The 15439-nt window shown below is 68.7% G+C and carries 13 protein-coding genes; 4 read left to right on the forward strand and 9 right to left on the reverse strand.

The genetic code is table 11. The annotated features are described in order from the left end of the window. The first annotated feature begins 67 nt into the window (after positions 1 to 67). Positions 68 to 508 (forward strand): hypothetical protein, encoded by a 441-nt coding sequence (locus ACOMD9_RS14500; RefSeq protein WP_421416181.1) that lies wholly within the window; start codon positions 68 to 70, stop codon positions 506 to 508. 52 nt (positions 509 to 560) lie between these two features. On the opposite strand, the gene ACOMD9_RS14505 is transcribed toward ACOMD9_RS14500, so the two are convergent. Continuing rightward, complete coding sequence (locus tag ACOMD9_RS14505; RefSeq protein WP_421416183.1) at positions 561 to 1346, reverse strand: helix-turn-helix transcriptional regulator; 786 nt, start codon at positions 1344 to 1346, stop codon at positions 561 to 563. Between the two features lie 119 nt (positions 1347 to 1465). Between ACOMD9_RS14505 and ACOMD9_RS14510 the strand changes: the two genes are divergently transcribed. Together ACOMD9_RS14510 and ACOMD9_RS14515 are read left to right on the forward strand one after the other, a co-directional pair. Next, positions 1466 to 3145, forward strand: coding sequence for an FAD-dependent monooxygenase (locus ACOMD9_RS14510; protein WP_421416185.1), 1680 nt, complete (start codon positions 1466 to 1468; stop codon positions 3143 to 3145). Positions 3146 to 3147: 2 nt separating this feature from the next. Then, positions 3148 to 3342, forward strand: coding sequence for a hypothetical protein (locus ACOMD9_RS14515; protein ID WP_421416188.1), 195 nt, complete (start codon positions 3148 to 3150; stop codon positions 3340 to 3342). Here ACOMD9_RS14515 and ACOMD9_RS14520 read toward each other — a convergent pair. After that, positions 3339 to 3824: an Lrp/AsnC family transcriptional regulator gene (locus tag ACOMD9_RS14520; RefSeq protein WP_421416190.1), complete on the reverse strand. Its 486-nt coding sequence runs from the start codon at positions 3822 to 3824 to the stop codon at positions 3339 to 3341. The two genes, ACOMD9_RS14515 and ACOMD9_RS14520, sit on opposite strands and share 4 nt — an antisense overlap. A gap of 179 nt (positions 3825 to 4003) precedes the next feature. Between ACOMD9_RS14520 and ACOMD9_RS14525 the strand changes: the two genes are divergently transcribed. Further along, positions 4004 to 7480 carry an indolepyruvate ferredoxin oxidoreductase family protein gene (locus tag ACOMD9_RS14525; protein ID WP_421416191.1) on the forward strand — a complete coding sequence of 1159 codons (3477 nt, stop codon included), beginning with the start codon at positions 4004 to 4006 and terminating at the stop codon, positions 7478 to 7480. A 73-nt stretch (positions 7481 to 7553) separates the two neighbouring features. Here ACOMD9_RS14525 and ACOMD9_RS14530 read toward each other — a convergent pair whose 3' ends face one another. The 7 genes from ACOMD9_RS14530 to ACOMD9_RS14560 form a co-directional block, all read right to left on the reverse strand. Beyond that, positions 7554 to 8774: a multidrug effflux MFS transporter gene (locus tag ACOMD9_RS14530; protein WP_421416193.1), complete on the reverse strand. Its 1221-nt coding sequence runs from the start codon at positions 8772 to 8774 to the stop codon at positions 7554 to 7556. A 125-nt stretch (positions 8775 to 8899) separates the two neighbouring features. Next, on the reverse strand, positions 8900 to 9544 hold the full coding sequence (gene maiA, locus ACOMD9_RS14535; RefSeq protein WP_421416195.1) for a maleylacetoacetate isomerase: 645 nt from the start codon (positions 9542 to 9544) through the stop codon (positions 8900 to 8902). Positions 9545 to 9571: 27 nt separating this feature from the next. Further along, positions 9572 to 10588, reverse strand: coding sequence for a fumarylacetoacetate hydrolase family protein (locus ACOMD9_RS14540; RefSeq protein WP_421416197.1), 1017 nt, complete (start codon positions 10586 to 10588; stop codon positions 9572 to 9574). A 101-nt stretch (positions 10589 to 10689) separates the two neighbouring features. Then, positions 10690 to 12000: a homogentisate 1,2-dioxygenase gene (gene hmgA / locus ACOMD9_RS14545; RefSeq protein ID WP_421416200.1), complete on the reverse strand. Its 1311-nt coding sequence runs from the start codon at positions 11998 to 12000 to the stop codon at positions 10690 to 10692. Between the two features lie 14 nt (positions 12001 to 12014). Next, positions 12015 to 12233 (reverse strand): DUF2783 domain-containing protein, encoded by a 219-nt coding sequence (locus ACOMD9_RS14550; protein WP_421416203.1) that lies wholly within the window; start codon positions 12231 to 12233, stop codon positions 12015 to 12017. Beyond that, positions 12220 to 13932 carry an FAD-dependent oxidoreductase gene (locus tag ACOMD9_RS14555; RefSeq protein WP_421416204.1) on the reverse strand — a complete coding sequence of 571 codons (1713 nt, stop codon included), beginning with the start codon at positions 13930 to 13932 and terminating at the stop codon, positions 12220 to 12222. Before ACOMD9_RS14555 ends, ACOMD9_RS14550 begins: the two co-directional genes overlap by 14 nt. A 232-nt stretch (positions 13933 to 14164) precedes the next feature. Continuing rightward, entirely contained in the window at positions 14165 to 15133 is a 969-nt protein-coding gene (locus ACOMD9_RS14560) for an MBL fold metallo-hydrolase (protein ID WP_421416205.1), read from the reverse strand. Positions 15134 to 15439: the final 306 nt, after the last annotated feature.

Raw genomic sequence — 15439 nt, forward strand, 5'->3', positions numbered from 1 at the left:
CCGGGTCAAGGCGAGAGGCGTCGCGAACTCCGATACTGTGGAAAAGCCACCTGACAGGAGATTCACCATGGCCACTGCACAGACCACTCGCGCTGCCTCCTGGTGGGAACGCTTCGGAGAGCGTTGCTACCAGTCCTCCACTCGCCAGCTGGTGCGGGACGTCCAGCACGAGGCGGGCCCTACCTATCATGCCCTGCTGAATGACCTGGAGAGCCCCCTCGAGCCTGGCTTCGAGCGCGAGATGGCACGACAGCTGGCGGCGGGTCAGCCGACCGACTTCGTGCCGGCCAGGACCCTGATGCCGGTGATGATGCAGCGCTTCGGCCTGCAGGATGCAGAGGTGGCGGCGGAGCCGGGATACAACGTGATGCGCAAGACCTGCAACGGCTGCCCGGTCGTTGGCCAATGCTGGAAGGCCATGCGCGCCGGTGCCGAGGTCGAGGAGTGTCGCGGCTTCTGCCCCAACGCCGAGGCCTTCGATCGTCGCGCGGCACGTCTGAGCCACTGACCCGGTGCATGCGCATCCCCGAACCCCGGCCTCGTGCCGGGGTTCGGCGTTGTCAGGAATCCCGCCGACACAGCGCCACCAGTCGCGCCTTGGAGGGCACGCCGAGCTTGGCGTAGGCGCGCTTGCGGTAGGTCTCGGCGGTGGAAAGCGCGATATCGAGTTCGGCGGCGGCGGTCTTGAGGGTATGGCCGCGCAGCAGGAAGAGGCAGAGCTGGCGTTCACGCTCCGAGAGCGGGGCGAGCACGGCGGCTTCCTCGGCGCTGGGCTGCTGGGAGGCGGGGCGGGCGGTCGCGTAGTGGCGACGGATCAGGCTGGCGAGCAGCGGTGCCATGGCGTCCAGGCCGGCCAGGTCGGCGGCCGAGAAGGGGCCGGTATCGCGGCCGCGATAGAGATTGAGGGTATAGGCGACCTCGGCCTCGCGGAGGGTCAGGGCCACCTTGTCCACCAGGTCGGGGAAGGCGAACAGGTGACCACGGTAGGCCGCGGTCATCGCCTCGGCCTGCATCGGGGCGAGCCCCACCCGGGGGGCATCGTCGCCAGCCCGGCGCAGCCCCCGGTAGTTGGGGTCGTGCCGGAACAGGCCGTCGGTATAGAGCCGGGCCAGGCGGCCGGCCATGCGCGGCTGGCGCTCGTTGGCGGCCAGCAGGCAGTCGACCCCGTCCTCGTCGTCGTAGGCGAAGATCATGCACTGCTCGATGCGCGCAGTGTCACGCAGCAGTGCCAGCAGGTGGGTCTCGAAGGCCGGATCGCCCAGGGCGTCGACACAGGCGGCAACGGCGCCAAGCAGCGACGGCCAGTCGGCCGGCAAGGGGCAGTCGGCGGCGCTCGGGTCGCTCATGACGTCTCTCCCGGGTGACTTGTCTGCCATTTGTCCCGGCTTTTACGGGACAGGCATGGGGCTCGCGGCGGGATATGCTGAGTGATAGCCGATCCGACAACCCTGACAGGAGCCCGCCCATGCGACCCGCCGGACGCGCCGAGACCGATTCGCTCTACTTCGATTATCCGCATTTTCCCTTCGTGCGTCCTCCCGAACTGGATGGCCGGGCGGTGCGCCACCCGGTGGCCATCGTCGGCGCCGGGCCGGTGGGCGTCACCGCCTCCCTGGAGCTGGCCCGCCACGGCATCGCCGCGGTGGTGCTGGACGACAAGGCCACCGTCAACGACGGCTCCCGCGCCATCTGCATCTCCCGCCACAGCCTGGAGATCCTCCAGCAGCTCGGCGTTGACGCGCCCTTCGTGGAGAAGGGCCTGGGCTGGACCCGGGGCCGCACCTACTTCCGCGACCGCGAGATCTACCGCTTCCGGATGCCCCACTCCGACCAGGAGCGCCACTCCCCGATGGTCAACCTGCAGCAGCAGTACATCGAGCAGTTCCTGATCGACAAGGCCGCCGAGAGCGACCTCATCGAGCTGCGCTGGCAGAGCGCGGTGACCGGCGTGCACCAGGACGAGGGCGGCGTGACCCTGGAGGTGAGCACTCCCGAGGGCGACTATCGGCTCGAGGCCGACTACCTGCTGGCCGCCGACGGGGCACGCAGCGTGGTGCGCAAGGCCTTCGATCTCCCGCTGCACGGCGAGGCCTATGAAGGCCGCTACGTGATCGCCGATGTGCGCCTCAGGTCCGACTTTCCCACCGAGCGGCGCGCCTTCTTCCACTCCCATGCCATGCCCGATACCACCATCCTGGTGCACAGGCAGCCCGACGACATCTGGCGCATCGACTACCAGCTCGGCCCCGACGAGGATCCGGAGCTGGCGGTGGAGGAGGCCAGCATCCGCGCGAAGGTCGAGCTGATCGTGCGCGAGGTGATGCACGAGAGCGACGACTGGGAGCTGGAGTGGTGGAGCCTCTACAAGGCCTACACCCTGGCGCTGGAGGACTATCGCCATGGCCGGGTGCTGTTCATCGGCGACAGCGCCCACCTGGTGCCGATCTTCGGCGTGCGCGGGCTCAACAACGGCCTGGCCGATGCCGCCAACGCCGGCTGGAAGCTCGCCTGGGTGCTGAAGGGGCAGGCGCCGGACCGGCTGCTCGACAGCTACAGCCCGGAGCGGCGCGGTGCGACCCTGGACGTCTTCGCCAACGCCGGCAAGAGCACCCGCTTCATGACCCCGCCGAGCCGCGGCTACCGGCTGATGCGCGATGCCGCCCTGGCGCTGGCCTTCCACAACGACTATGCCAGTGGCTTCGCCGACCCCCGCCAGGTCACCCCCTACACCTATGCCGAGAGCCCCCTGACCCTGGCCGATGACCCCGCCTTCGCCGCCGGCCCCGTGCCGGGTGCGCCCCTGATCAACCGCCGCCTGGGCGAGGAGGACTTCCTGCTCGATCACCTCGGCCCGGGCTTCACGCTTCTGCACTTCAGCGCGGCCGGGGAGGTCGAGCCGGGCCTGCAGGCGCGCATCGCCGACCTGCGGGGCCGCGGCATCGACATCACCCTGCTGCGGGCGGCTCGGGCGTCGGGCGACGAGGGGGCGCTGGTCGACCCGGACGGCAGCCTGTTTGCCGGCTATGGCGCCGAGCCGGGCACGGCCTACCTGGTCCGGCCCGACCGCCACGTGGCCACCCGCTGGATGTCACTCGAGCCCGCCGCCCTCGACGCGGCCCTGACGACTGCCCTGGGAGGAGAATGACCATGACCCGAGCAACACTGCCCTTTGCCGATCTCGAGCGCGTCTACGAGGCCCTGGCCACCACCCTGGACGCCCTCCCCGAGGCGCAGGAGCGCCTGTTCCTTGCCCAGCTGGCGCTGGCGCTGGCCCACCGCGTGCCCGATGCGAGCCAGGTGATGACCGCCATCGACGAGGCCAGGGAGGGTGTCGAAGGCTAGACGCGATGTCCCTGCGGGATGGGAATCGCCGTCTCGTTCTTGATCTCGCGCAGGGCGAAGTTGGAGCTGACCTGGGAGATGCCCGGCAGCGTGAAGAGCTTCTCGTTGAGGAAGCGGTCGTAGGCGGCCATGTCCTCGCTCACCACGCGCAGCACGAAGTCGGCGTTGCCGGTGGTGGCGTAGCACTGCAGCACCTCGGGGTATTGCAGGATGCGGTTCTCGAACTCGGCGGTGTTGTCGATGTGATGACGCACCAGCGTGACCATCACCAGGGCGCAGAGCGGCTGGCCGACCCGGGCCGGGTCCACCAGGGCGGCGAAGCGCTTGATGACACCCTCCTCCTCCAGCGCCTTGACCCGGCGCCAGCAGGCCGCCGGGGAGAGGCCGATCCGTTCGGCCAGCTCCTGGTTGGTGATGCGGCCCTGTTGCTGCAGCACCTTCAGGATGCGTCGATCATGGCCGTCGAGGCTGGGCGGTTGCATGGGCGTATTTCACTTCTGGGTAGAGAACGAAAGCTTGTTTCATGAAGCTTCGCAGAATGAAACAGGATGTCAAATAGCCACGTACAAGGGGTTGATTTAGCAAGCACCTTTAGCGGCGCCTTGGCTAGACTTCGGGCCAATACAAGCATAACCACTCCCCCGACCCGAAGGTGGTGACCATGACGACTTCCCCTCCCGTCGTGCTCGACGACTACAGCCTTACCGACCGCTACGCCCGTGACCACGGGCGTATCTTCCTGACCGGCACCCAGGCGCTGGTGCGCATCGCCCTTCGCCAGGCTGCCATGGACCGCCGCGACGGGCGCAACACGGCGGGCCTGATCAGCGGCTACCGTGGTTCCCCGTTGGGCGGGGTCGACCAGGCGCTGTGGGACGCGAAGGAGGCCCTCGACGCCGGCAACATCGATTTCGTGCCGGCCATCAACGAGGACCTGGCGGCCACCATGATGCTGGGTTGCCAGCAGGTGGAGACCGACCCGGACCGCCGGGTCGATGGCGTCTTCGGCCTCTGGTACGGCAAGGGGCCGGGGGTGGATCGTGCCGGCGATGCCCTCAAGCACGGCAACGCCTACGGCAGTTCGCCCAATGGTGGCGTGCTGGTGGTGGCCGGCGACGACCATGGCTGCGTCTCCTCCTCCATGCCCCACCAGTCCGACGTGGCCTTCATGGCCTGGTTCATGCCGGTGATCAGCCCGTCATCCCTGGCCGAGTACGAGGCCTTCGGCCTGTGGGGCTATGCCGTCTCACGCTTCTCGGGCTGCTGGGTGGGCTTCAAGGCGGTCTCCGAAACCGTGGAGAGCGCCGCCTCCGTCGAGGTGGCACCGCTGCCCGAGTTTGCCCCGGCGGACTTCACGCCGCCGCTGGACGGCCTGCACTACCGCTGGCCGGACCTGCCGGGACCCCAGCTCGAGACCCGCCTGGAGCACAAGCTGGCCGCGGTGCAGGCCTTCGCCACGGCCAACCCCATCGATCGTCGCCTGTTTCCCAACGAGGCGGCGCGTTTCGGCATCGTCACCACCGGCAAGGGGCACCTGGACCTGCTCGAGGCGCTGCGGCTGCTGGGCCTCGGCGAGCAGGAGCTGCAAGAGCTTGGCGTGGAGCTCTACAAGGTGGGCATGGTCTGGCCGCTGCATCGCCGCGGTATCCTCGAGTTCGTGCACGGCAAGCAGGAAGTGCTGGTGGTCGAGGAGAAGCGCGGCATCATCGAGAGCCAGATCAAGGAGTACATGTCCGAGCCGGACCATCCGGGCGAGGTTCTGGTCACGGGCAAGCAGGACGAGGCCGGGCGTCCGCTGATCCCCTTCGTCGGCGAGCTCGGCCCGCGGCTGCTGGCCGGCTACGTGGCCGAGCGTCTCGAGCGTTTCTTCGGCATCGACCTGCGCGGGCGGCTCAGCCAGCTCGACCGCTGCCGGGCCGAGGTGGAGGAGCTGGGCGGCGTGCGTCGGCTGCCCTACTTCTGCTCCGGCTGCCCCCACAACAGCTCCACCAGGGTGCCCGAGGGCAGCAAGGCGCTGGCGGGGATCGGCTGCCACTTCATGGCCTCCTGGATGGGCCGCCGCACCGAGTCGCTGATCCAGATGGGCGGCGAGGGGGTCAACTGGGTGGGCAAGAGCCGCTTCACCGGCAATGGCCACATCTTCCAGAACCTGGGGGAGGGCACCTGGTTCCATTCCGGCTCCATGGCGGTGCGCCAGGCGGTGGCCGCGGGGGTCAACATCACCTACAAGGTCCTGTTCAACGATGCCGTGGCCATGACCGGCGGCCAGCCGGTGGACGGCCAGATCACCGTGCCGATGATCGCCCGTCAATCGGTGGACGAGGGCGTGCGCCGCGTGGTGGTGGTCAGCGACGAGCCGGAGAAGTATCGCGGCCACGAGAACCGGTTCCCCGGGGGCGTGACCTTCCATCATCGCGACGAGATGGACGCCCTGCAGCGCGAGCTGCGCGAAGTGCCGGGCTGCACGGTACTGATCTACGACCAGGTGTGCGCCGCCGAGAAGCGCCGCCGACGCAAGCGCGGCCTGATGGAAGACCCGGCCCGCCGCGTGTTCATCAATCACCACGTCTGCGAGGGCTGCGGCGACTGCTCGGTGCAGTCCAACTGCCTGTCGGTGGTGCCCCGGGAGACCGAGCTGGGACGCAAGCGCAAGATTGACCAGTCCTCCTGCAACAAGGACTTCTCCTGCGTCGGGGGCTTCTGCCCGAGCTTCGTCACCGTGGAGGGCGGCGAATTGCGCAAGGGCCAGGGCGTCGGCGTCGATGCCGGCTTCTGGCAGCGGGTCGATGCCCTGCCGGCCCCGCCACGGCCGAGCCTGGATGCGCCCTATGACCTGCTGGTCGGCGGTGTGGGCGGTACCGGCGTGGTCACCGTGGGCCAGCTGATCACCATGGCCGCCCACCTGGAGGGCAAGGGCGCCAGCGTGCTCGACTTCATGGGCTTCGCCCAGAAGGGCGGCACCGTGCTCAGCTATGTACGCCTGGCCCCGGCGCCCCGTGATCTCAACCAGGTGCGCATCGAGGCAGGCCAGGCGGATGCCGTTATCGCCTGCGACATGGTGGTGGCGAGTTCGCGCAAGGCCCTGGATGTGCTGCAGCCCGGCACCCGGATCGTCGCCAACCTGGCCGAGCAGCCTACCGCCGACTATGTGCTCTATCGTGATGCCGACATGCAGCCGGACAAGCGGTTGGCGCTGCTGCGCGAGGCCGTGGATGAGGGGTGTTTCGCCACCCTGGACGCCAACCGTCTGGCCGAACAGCTGCTGGGCAACACCGTCTTCTCCAACATGATGATGCTGGGCTTCGCCTGGCAGCGGGGCCTGCTGCCGCTCTCCGAGGCGGGGCTGCAGCGCGCCATCGAGCTCAACGGCGTGGCCGTGGAGAAGAACCGCCAGGCCTTCGCCTGGGGGCGGCTGGCGGCGGTGGAGCCGGACTACCTCCAGCAGCGCCTGGACGACACCCCGCTGCCGGACAGCGCCAGCCTCGACGACGTCGTGGCCCGCAACTTGCGCCACCTGGAGCGCTACCAGAACCGCGCCTGGGCCGAGCGCTATGGCCAGCGCATGGCGCGGGTGCGCGAGGCCGAACGCCGCCTCGGCGACGGCGAGGTCCTGGGCGAGGTGGTGGCCCACCAGCTCTACCGGCTGATGGCCTGCAAGGACGAGTACGAAGTGGCCCGGCTCTATACCGAGAGCGATTTCCTCGCCGAGGTGGAGGCGACCTTCGGTGGCGACTACCGCCTGACCCTCCACCTGGCGCCACCGCTGCTGCCGGGGCGCAAGGATGCCCGTGGCCGTCCGGTGAAGCGTCGCTTCGGGCCCTGGATGCTCAAGGCCATGAAGGGGCTGGCGAGGCTGCGCGGGCTGCGCAATACCGCCCTCGACCCCTTCCGCTTCAGCGCCGACCGCAAGCTCGACCGCCGGCTGCTGGCGGAGTACGAGGCGCTGCTCGACGAACTTATGGAGCGCCTCGACGAGGGCACCCACGCCACCGCCCTGGCGCTCGCCAGGCTGCCCGAGGAGATCCGGGGCTTCGGCCCGGTGCGCGAAGCCGCCGCCGAGCAGGCCGCCGAGCGGCGCCAGCGGCTGCTGGCGGAGCTGCGCGAGGGGCGACCGGTGACCATCGCCGCCGCTGCCTGAGCGCCGAGGGCGAGATGCGCCGGGAAGAAGGGGCCACGCCGTCAGGCGTGGCCCCTTCTTCATGCCGGCGCCGTCACTCCCGCCGCGCGGGCACCGTCTGCGGGACCTCGACGCGGCGCATGCGCACCAGCCCCAGGTAGGCCACCAGCGACAGCAGGCCCCCCAGGCCGATGGCGATGGCCATGGTGCGGGAGGTCCCGTCATGGAACTGCCCGACCAGGGCACCGCCCAGCGCTGCGATGGTCATCTGCAGGAAGCCGAACAGCGACGAGGCCGAGCCCGCACACTGCGGGTTGGGGGCCAGGGCGCCGGACATGCTCTGGGGCATCACGATGCCGAATCCGATCAGGAACAGGATATGGGGGCCGACCACGGCCCACGGCGCGTAGACCGCGGCGAGCGCCAGGATCGCCATGGTACCGCCGGCCAGGGCGCACATCAGGGTGGCCAGCAGCAGCAGGCGGTCACGCCCCAGCCGGTGGCTGTAGCGGCCGCTGATCAGGGTGCCGGTGAAGAAGCCGGCGACGATCAGCGTGAAGCCGATGCCGTACTGGAAGGGCGTGAGGCCCATGAACTCGATGAGCACGAATGACGAGCCCGACAGGAAGGCGAACAGCCCGGCGAAGCCGCAGGCATTGACCAGGGTGTAGCCGATGAAGGCGCGCTGGCCCAGCAGCATGCGGTAGTTGCGCAGGATCGTGGCGGGATGGATGGACTGGCGGTTCTCGGCAGGCAGGGGCTCGGGCATCAGGAAGGCGAGCACCAGCAGCATCATCGCCGCATAGAACGACAGTGCCACGAATATCGCCTCCCAGCCGAAGAACAGCAGCAGGCCGGCGCCCAGCACCGGGGCCAGGGCGGGGGCCAGGGCCATGGTGCTGGCCATGTAGGAGAGGATGCGACCGGCTTCCAGGGGGCCGTGGATGTCGCGTACCGCGGCGCGCCCCAGTACCGGGCCGGCAGCGCCGCCGAAGGCCTGCAGGAAGCGTCCGACAAGCAGCCACTCGATGCTGGGGGCGAAGGCGCACAACAGGCTGGCCAGCAGGAACAGGGCGATGCCGGCGATCATGACCGGTCGGCGGCCGTAGCGATCGGAGACCGGGCCGCAGAAGAGCTGGGCCAGGGCAAAGCCGGCCATGTAGAGGCTCAGCGTCAGTTGCACCTGATCGGGGCCGGTATCCAGCGCCCCGGCCATGGCCGGCATCGCCGGCAGGTACATGTCGGTGGCCAGTGGCCCGAGCGCGGTCAGTGCGGCCAGTACCACCACGGTGGCGGGGGAAGTCAGCTTCAGCACCCGGATCTCCTCGACTGGTGTATGCCGGTCAACGACGAGCGGGTGCAGCCTCCTCCGCGTCGGGACGAGGGCCACACCCGCTTGTCATTAGCCTGCTTATTATAACCGCGATGGCGCCCGTGTGCTCAGCCGGCGTCGGGCTGCTCGCCCGGTGCCGCCCTCCGGAAGGCCTCCAGGGCGTTGCAGTGGTCGACGATGCGCCGGATGGTCGGATAGGCCGCCAGGTGGCACTCGAAGCGCTCGGCATTGTACACCTGGGGCACCAGGCAGAGGTCCGCCAGGGTCGGGGTGTCGCCGTGGCAGAAGGCACCGGTACCGGCCTCGCGGGTCAACATGGCCTCCAGCGCATCGAAGCCCTCGGTGATCCAGTGGCGATACCAGGCCAGCTTGGCCTCTTCGCCGACCTCGAGATCGTTCACCAGGTACTTCAGCACCCGCAGGTTGTTGAGCGGATGGACCTCGCAGGCCACCAGCTGGGCCAGGGCGCGTACCCGGGCACGGCCGGCGGCATCGGCGGGCAGCAGGGGCGGCTCGGGATGCGTCTCGTCCAGGTACTCGCAGATCGCCAGGGACTGGGTGAGCATCAGGCCATCGTCGGTCTCGAGCGACGGCACCAGCCCCTGGGGGTGGCGGGCGAGGTTCGCATCAGAGCGCTGCTCGCCCTTGATCAGGTTGACCGGGGCCTGGTCGTAGGCCAGGCCCTTGAGGTTCAGGGCGATGCGCACCCGGTAGGCGGCCGAGGAGCGGAAATAGCCGTAGAGGGTGGTCATGCGGCTCTCCTTGCTTGGTTTTATACTTCAGGGTTGGTACTTCACGACCTGCTGGTCGATGGCGCCGAAGATGCTCCTGCCCTCGCGGTCGAGCATCTCGATGCGTACCCGGTCGCCGAAGCGCATGAAGGAGGTCCTGGCCTGGCCGTGCAGGATCTGCTCGACCATGCGCACCTCGGCCAGGCAGCTGTAGCCCACGCCGCCATCGGCAATCGGCTTCCCGGGGCCGCCGTCGGGGTCGGGGTTGGAGACGGTGCCCGAGCCGACCACGGCGCCGGCGCCCAGGTAGCGGGTGCGTGCGGCATGGGCGACCAGCTGCGGGAAGCTGAAGATCATGTCGGGGCCGGCTTCCGGCTCGCCGAACTTCTCGCCGTTGAGGTGCACGGTCAGCGGCAGGTGCACCTTGCCGTCCTGCCAGGCGTCGCCCAGCTCGTCGGGAGTCACCGCGATCGGCGAGAAGCTGGAGGCCGGCTTGGCCTGGAAGAAGCCGAAGCCCTTGGCCAGCTCGCCGGGGATCAGGCCGCGCAGGCTGACGTCGTTGACCAGCATGATCAGCTTGATGTGGCCGGCGGCCTGCTCCGGGGTCACCGCCATGGGCACGTCGTCGGTGATCACCGCGATCTCGCCCTCGAAGTCGATGCCGTGCTCCTCGCTGACCGCCTCGATGTCCTCGGTAGGGGCGAGAAACTTGTCGCCACCGCCCTGGTACATCAGCGGGTCGGTCCAGAAGGTCTCGGGCATCTCGGCGTTGCGCGCCTGGCGCACCAGCTTGACGTGGTTGAGATAGGCGGAGCCGTCGGCCCAGTGGTAGCTGCGCGGCAGCGGCGAGTGAAGCTGGCCCTGGTCCAGGTCGAAGGCGCCCTCGGCCCGGCCGTCGTTGAGCTGCGCGTAACGCTGCTCCAGCTGCGGGGCCAGGGCATCCCAGTTCTCGATCGCCTGCTGCAGGGTGGCGGCGATGTCGGTGGCGCGCACGGCGCGGGAGAGGTCGCGGGAGACCACGAGCAGTTCGCCGTCGCGGCCGTTCTTGAGGGTGGCGAGTTTCATCTTGTCTCGATCCTTGTCGTCAGGGGCGGGGCCCGCTGGTCGGGGCCCCGCTGAGGGAGCGTGCCGTGTCGATCCGGGCCCGCCGATGGGGGCCCCTGCCGTCAGGGCTTGTTCGGGTCGAAGTGCGAGCGCAGGGTCGACCAGACATCCACGTAGTCGCGCTGACGGAAGTCGGCGTCCAGCGCCGCCTCGGTGGGATGGTAGACGTAGCGGCTCTCGAACATGAAGGCCATGGTATCGCCTTGGTACTGCGGGGTCAGCTCGGCATTCGAGGCCTTCTCGAAGGTGTCGGCATCCGGGCCGTGGGGCGACATGCAGTTGTGCAGGCTGGCGCCGCCGGGCAGGAAGCCCTCGGCCTTGGCGTCATACTCGCCGTGGATCAGGCCCATGAACTCGCTCATCAGGTTGCGATGGAAGTAGGGCGGGCGGAAGGTGTTCTCGGCCACCATCCAGCGCGGCGGGAAGATCACGAAGTCGAGGTTGGCCATGCCCGGCGTGTCGGAGGCCGAGGTCAGCACAGTGAAGATCGACGGGTCGGGATGGTCGAAGCTCACGGTGTTGATGGTGTTGAAGTGGGCCAGGTCGTACTTGTAGGGCGCGACGTTGCCGTGCCAGGCCACCACGTCCAGCGGCGAGTGATCGAGCCGGGTCTCCCAGAAGCGGCCGGAGAACTTGGCCACCAGGGTGAAGTCGCCCTGGAGGTCCTCGTAGGCCGCCACCGGGCTCTGGAAGTCGCGCGGGTTGGCCAGGCCGTTGGCGCCGATCGGACCCAGGCCCGGCAGCTCCAGGGGGCTGCCGTAGTTCTCGCAGACATAGCCGCGTGCGGCATCGGCGCCGGCGCCCAGGCGCACCTGGAACTTGATGCCGCGGGGGATCACGGCGATCTCGCCGTTGCCGACCTCCAGCTCGCCGAACTCGGTGCGCAGCCGCAGGGTGCCCAGCTGGGGCACGATCAGCAGCTCGCCGTCGGCGCTGTAGAAGAAGCGCTCGGTCATGTCCCGGTTGAAGGCGTAGACGTGCACGCCCACCCCGGCCTGGGCCCCGGCATCGCCGTTGACCGCGATGGTCAGCAGGCCGTCGACGAAATCGCTGGGCTCGGTGGGCACCGGCACCGGGTCCCAGCGCATCTGGTTGGGGTCGGCGGCCGGCCTGGCCAGCGGCGCGGTGGCCACCGGCTTGTCCGGCAGCGGGCGGTAGGCACTCTGCAGGACCGAGGGGCGGATGCGGTAGAACCAGCTGCGCAGGTTCTGGTGGCGCGGTGCGGTGAAGGCCGAGCCGGTGTACTGCTCGGCATAGAGGCCGTAGGCGCAGCGCTGCGGCGAGTTCTGACCCTCCGGCAGGGCGCCGGGCAGCGCCTCGGTGGCGAAGTGGTTGCGGAAGCCGCTCTGGTACTGAAGCGTATCGGTGGTCATGGAAATGTCCTCTTTCAGCGCTGTTCTTGTTGGGCAGGCTCGGCGGCCTGGCCGGCGATGGCCAGGGCTTCCTCGAGCACCTGCTGGTCGCCGACATGGTTGGCCAGCAGCAGGATCAGCCGGGCGTTGATGCGTTCGCTCTCCTGCTCGCTGCGTTCGCGGTGCGCCTCGGTCAGTGCCGCGTAGAAGGCGTCCGGATCGGTGAAGTTCGGGTTCAGTTCAAGCCGTGGCATGGTGACTCTCCACATCGGCAAGGTGGGTGCCCAGGGCGCGGTCCAGTGCCTCGCCGACCGCATCGGCCGAGATCTCGGGCCAGCGTGCGGTGACGTGCTGGTCGGGGCGGATCAGGTAACCGCTGCCGGCGTGCAGGCCGTAGCGCTCGGCCAGCAGGCCGTCGGCATCCTCGATCACGATGGTGCGCGGCAGTCCGGCCAGGGCGTGGGGCGCCGGGCCGACGATCACCAGGTCGAGGTCGGCGCGGCGGGCCAGCAGCTGGTCGAGCTCTGCGGCGAGGGCATCGGCACGGGCCGTGCTGACACCGCCGTCGAGCAGCAGCACGAAGCGGTCGCCGAACCGGTTGAGCAACCAGGCCGGTTGGCCGTCCAGGCGGATCGGCGCATCCTTGGCCGGGCTGCCGGGGCGCAGCTCGGCGGGGAAGCCCTCGGCGTCGGGGCCGTTGAGCGGCGAGCCGTCGTAGCGGCAGGGCATCGACAGCCGGCCGCTGTTGACCAGGCTCCGGGCGAAGGGGTGGTGCTCGGCCAGCGCCAGGGTCTCGTCGCGGAACAGCCGGCTGACGCGGCTCTTCGGGGTGATGAAGTCGGTGGCCCGGGTGGAGTTGAGGATGTTCTCCGCCGCGCCGTGCTGGCGCTCGGTGTTGTAGGTGGCCAGCAGGGCCTCGGGGGCCTGACCCTTGAGCACCCGGGCCAGCTTCCACGCCAGGTTGTCGGTGCCCTGGAGGGCGCCGTTGGCGCCACGGGCGCCGAAGGGCGAGACCTGGTGGGCGGCATCACCCATGAAGAACACGCGCTGGTGGATGAAGTCATCCATCATGCGGCAGCGGAAGGTGTAGACGCTGGCCCACTCCAGCTCGAACTCCACGTCCTCGCCGAGCATCGCCTGCACGCGGGGGCGGATGTTCTCCTCCTTCTTCTCCTCCTCGGGGTCGGCGTCCCAGCCCAGCTGGAAGTCGATGCGCCAGACGTTGTCCGGCTGCTTGTGCAGCAGTACCGACTGGTTGGGGTGGAAGGGCGGGTCGAACCAGAACCAGCGCTCGGTGGGGAAGTCGGCCTTCATCACCACGTCGGCGATCAGGAAGCGATCCTGGAACACCTGGCCCTTGCTCTCCAGGCCCAGCATGTCGCGAACCCTGCTGTTGGCGCCATCGGCCACCAGCAGGTAGTCACAGGAGAGGCGGTAGTCGCCGTCCTCGGTGGCGACGGTGACCAGGGCCCGGTCGGGGCGGCTGTCGACGGCGGTGACCTTGTGTTTCCAGCGCAGGTCGATGCGGTCATTCAGCTGGTCGGCCCGGTCGACCAGGTACTCCTCGAAGTAGTACTGCTGCAGGTTGATGAAGGCCGGCACGCGATGGCCATCCTCGGGCAGCAGGTTGAAGTCGTAGACCTCGCGGTCCTGGAAGAAGACGCGGCCGAGCTGCCAGGTCACGCCCTTGTCGAGCATCGGTTGGGCGGCACCGAGACGGTCGACGATCTCCAGGGTGCGCTTGGCGAAGCAGATCGCCCGCGATCCCACGCTGACGGTGTTGTTGTCGTCCAGCAGCACGCTGTCGATGCCCTGCTGAGCCAGGTCGATGGCGGCGGCCAGGCCGGTGGGTCCGCCACCGATGATCACCACCGGGCAGTGTCGAATGTCCTGGCGGTCCAGCTCGGCGGGACGTCGGTACGGGTAGACGGGATTGTTGTAGGTGGTTGGCATGGCTCCTCCGACCGCGGTTGTTTCCGGCGACAGGCCTGTGCGAGGGCGATGTGACCCCCTCCCTGGGCGCTGCCGATTCCCTGCTTCGCTCTCGCGTCCCGCTTCGCTTGCAGGTCCAGTGCTGGCCATCCATGGCCAGCCCGTCAGGAGCAATGCTCCTCACCCCTGGAACCGGACCCTCTTCGGGCCTGTCCCCGGCGCCGCGCGTCTCTGACGTTGGGAAAGCAGTGCGTTACTGGTTCTCGACCACTTCCTGCAGCGAGTGCCACATGGCGGTGTCGCGCTCGGCGGTCCAGATGCGCGGATCCGGGTGCTCGCCGCCCGCCTCGTCGTAGCAGCGGGTGATGTCGAACGGCACGCAGTGGTCGAAGATCACCCAGTGGCCATACTTCGGCTTGAGCAGGGCGTAGGTCTCGGCGTAGCACTCGGAGAGCGACTTGCCGGCGGCCTTGCCCGCCTTGACGCTCTCGTACATGTCGGCGAGGAAGTCGCGGGTGCCCTGGATGGCTTCCTGGCACTGCTCGGGGTTCTGCAGGGCGTCGCCGCGGCCCGGCACCAGCTTCTGCGGCGCCATGGCCTGCAGGCGGTCCAGGGTGGCGGGCCAGTATTCGTGGTAGGCGTCGCCGGTGTAGGGGGTAGCGCCGTACTCGACCAGGTCGCCGGAGAACATCACCTTCTCCTCGGGCAGCCAGACGATGGTGTCGCCCTTGGTGTGGCCGCGGCCCAGGTGGATGATGCGCACCTCGCGCTTGCCCATGAACACGGTCAGTTCCTTCTGGAAGACGATGTTCGGCCAGGTCAGGCCGGGCACGGAGTCGACGCCCTGGAACAGGCGCGGGAAGCGGCCGACCTCGGACTCGTAGTCCTGCTGGCCGCGCTCCACGATCAGGTCATAGGTGTGCTGGCTGGCGTAGATGTTCTCGGCGTCGTAGGCGGAGGCCCCCAGCACGCGCACGGCGTGGTAGTGGGTCAGCACCACGTGCTTGATCGGCAGGTCGGTCACCTCGCGGATCCGGCGGATGACGTCCTGGGCCATGATCGGGGTGGCCTGGGTGTCGATGACCATCACGCTGTCGTCGCCGATCACGATGCCGGTGTTGGGGTCGCCCTCGGCGGTATAGGCGTACAGGCCCTCGGCCAGCTTGGTGAAGCTGACCTGCTTCTCTTCGGTGTCGGCGTGGGACGCGAACTTCTTGCTCATGGTTCCTCCGGTGTCGTCGGGGTCGTCACGCGCTGGCGACGCGCTGCTGTTGTCGGGCGAGCATAGTTGCTTTTGAAACTATATGTCCAGCCCGTCGGGCGATTCCTCGCCGAGCACATCGCTCCGAGACGGCAAGATTCTGCCTCAGATCAACGTTTTTCCCGGGATTTCATACCTAAGTCTAAGGGTCTCGCGCCGCAAATTAGTTGCACAGGATACTGCATGCCGGCAAGGTGGCGACCATAACGATCACCCGTGACGACCAGGAGCGAACCAGACCCATGTCGACTTCAGCCCCCCTCTGGC

The sequence above is a fragment of the Halomonas terrestris genome (genome assembly GCF_049166755.1).
In the GTDB taxonomy this organism is placed as follows: Bacteria; Pseudomonadota; Gammaproteobacteria; order Pseudomonadales; family Halomonadaceae; genus Halomonas.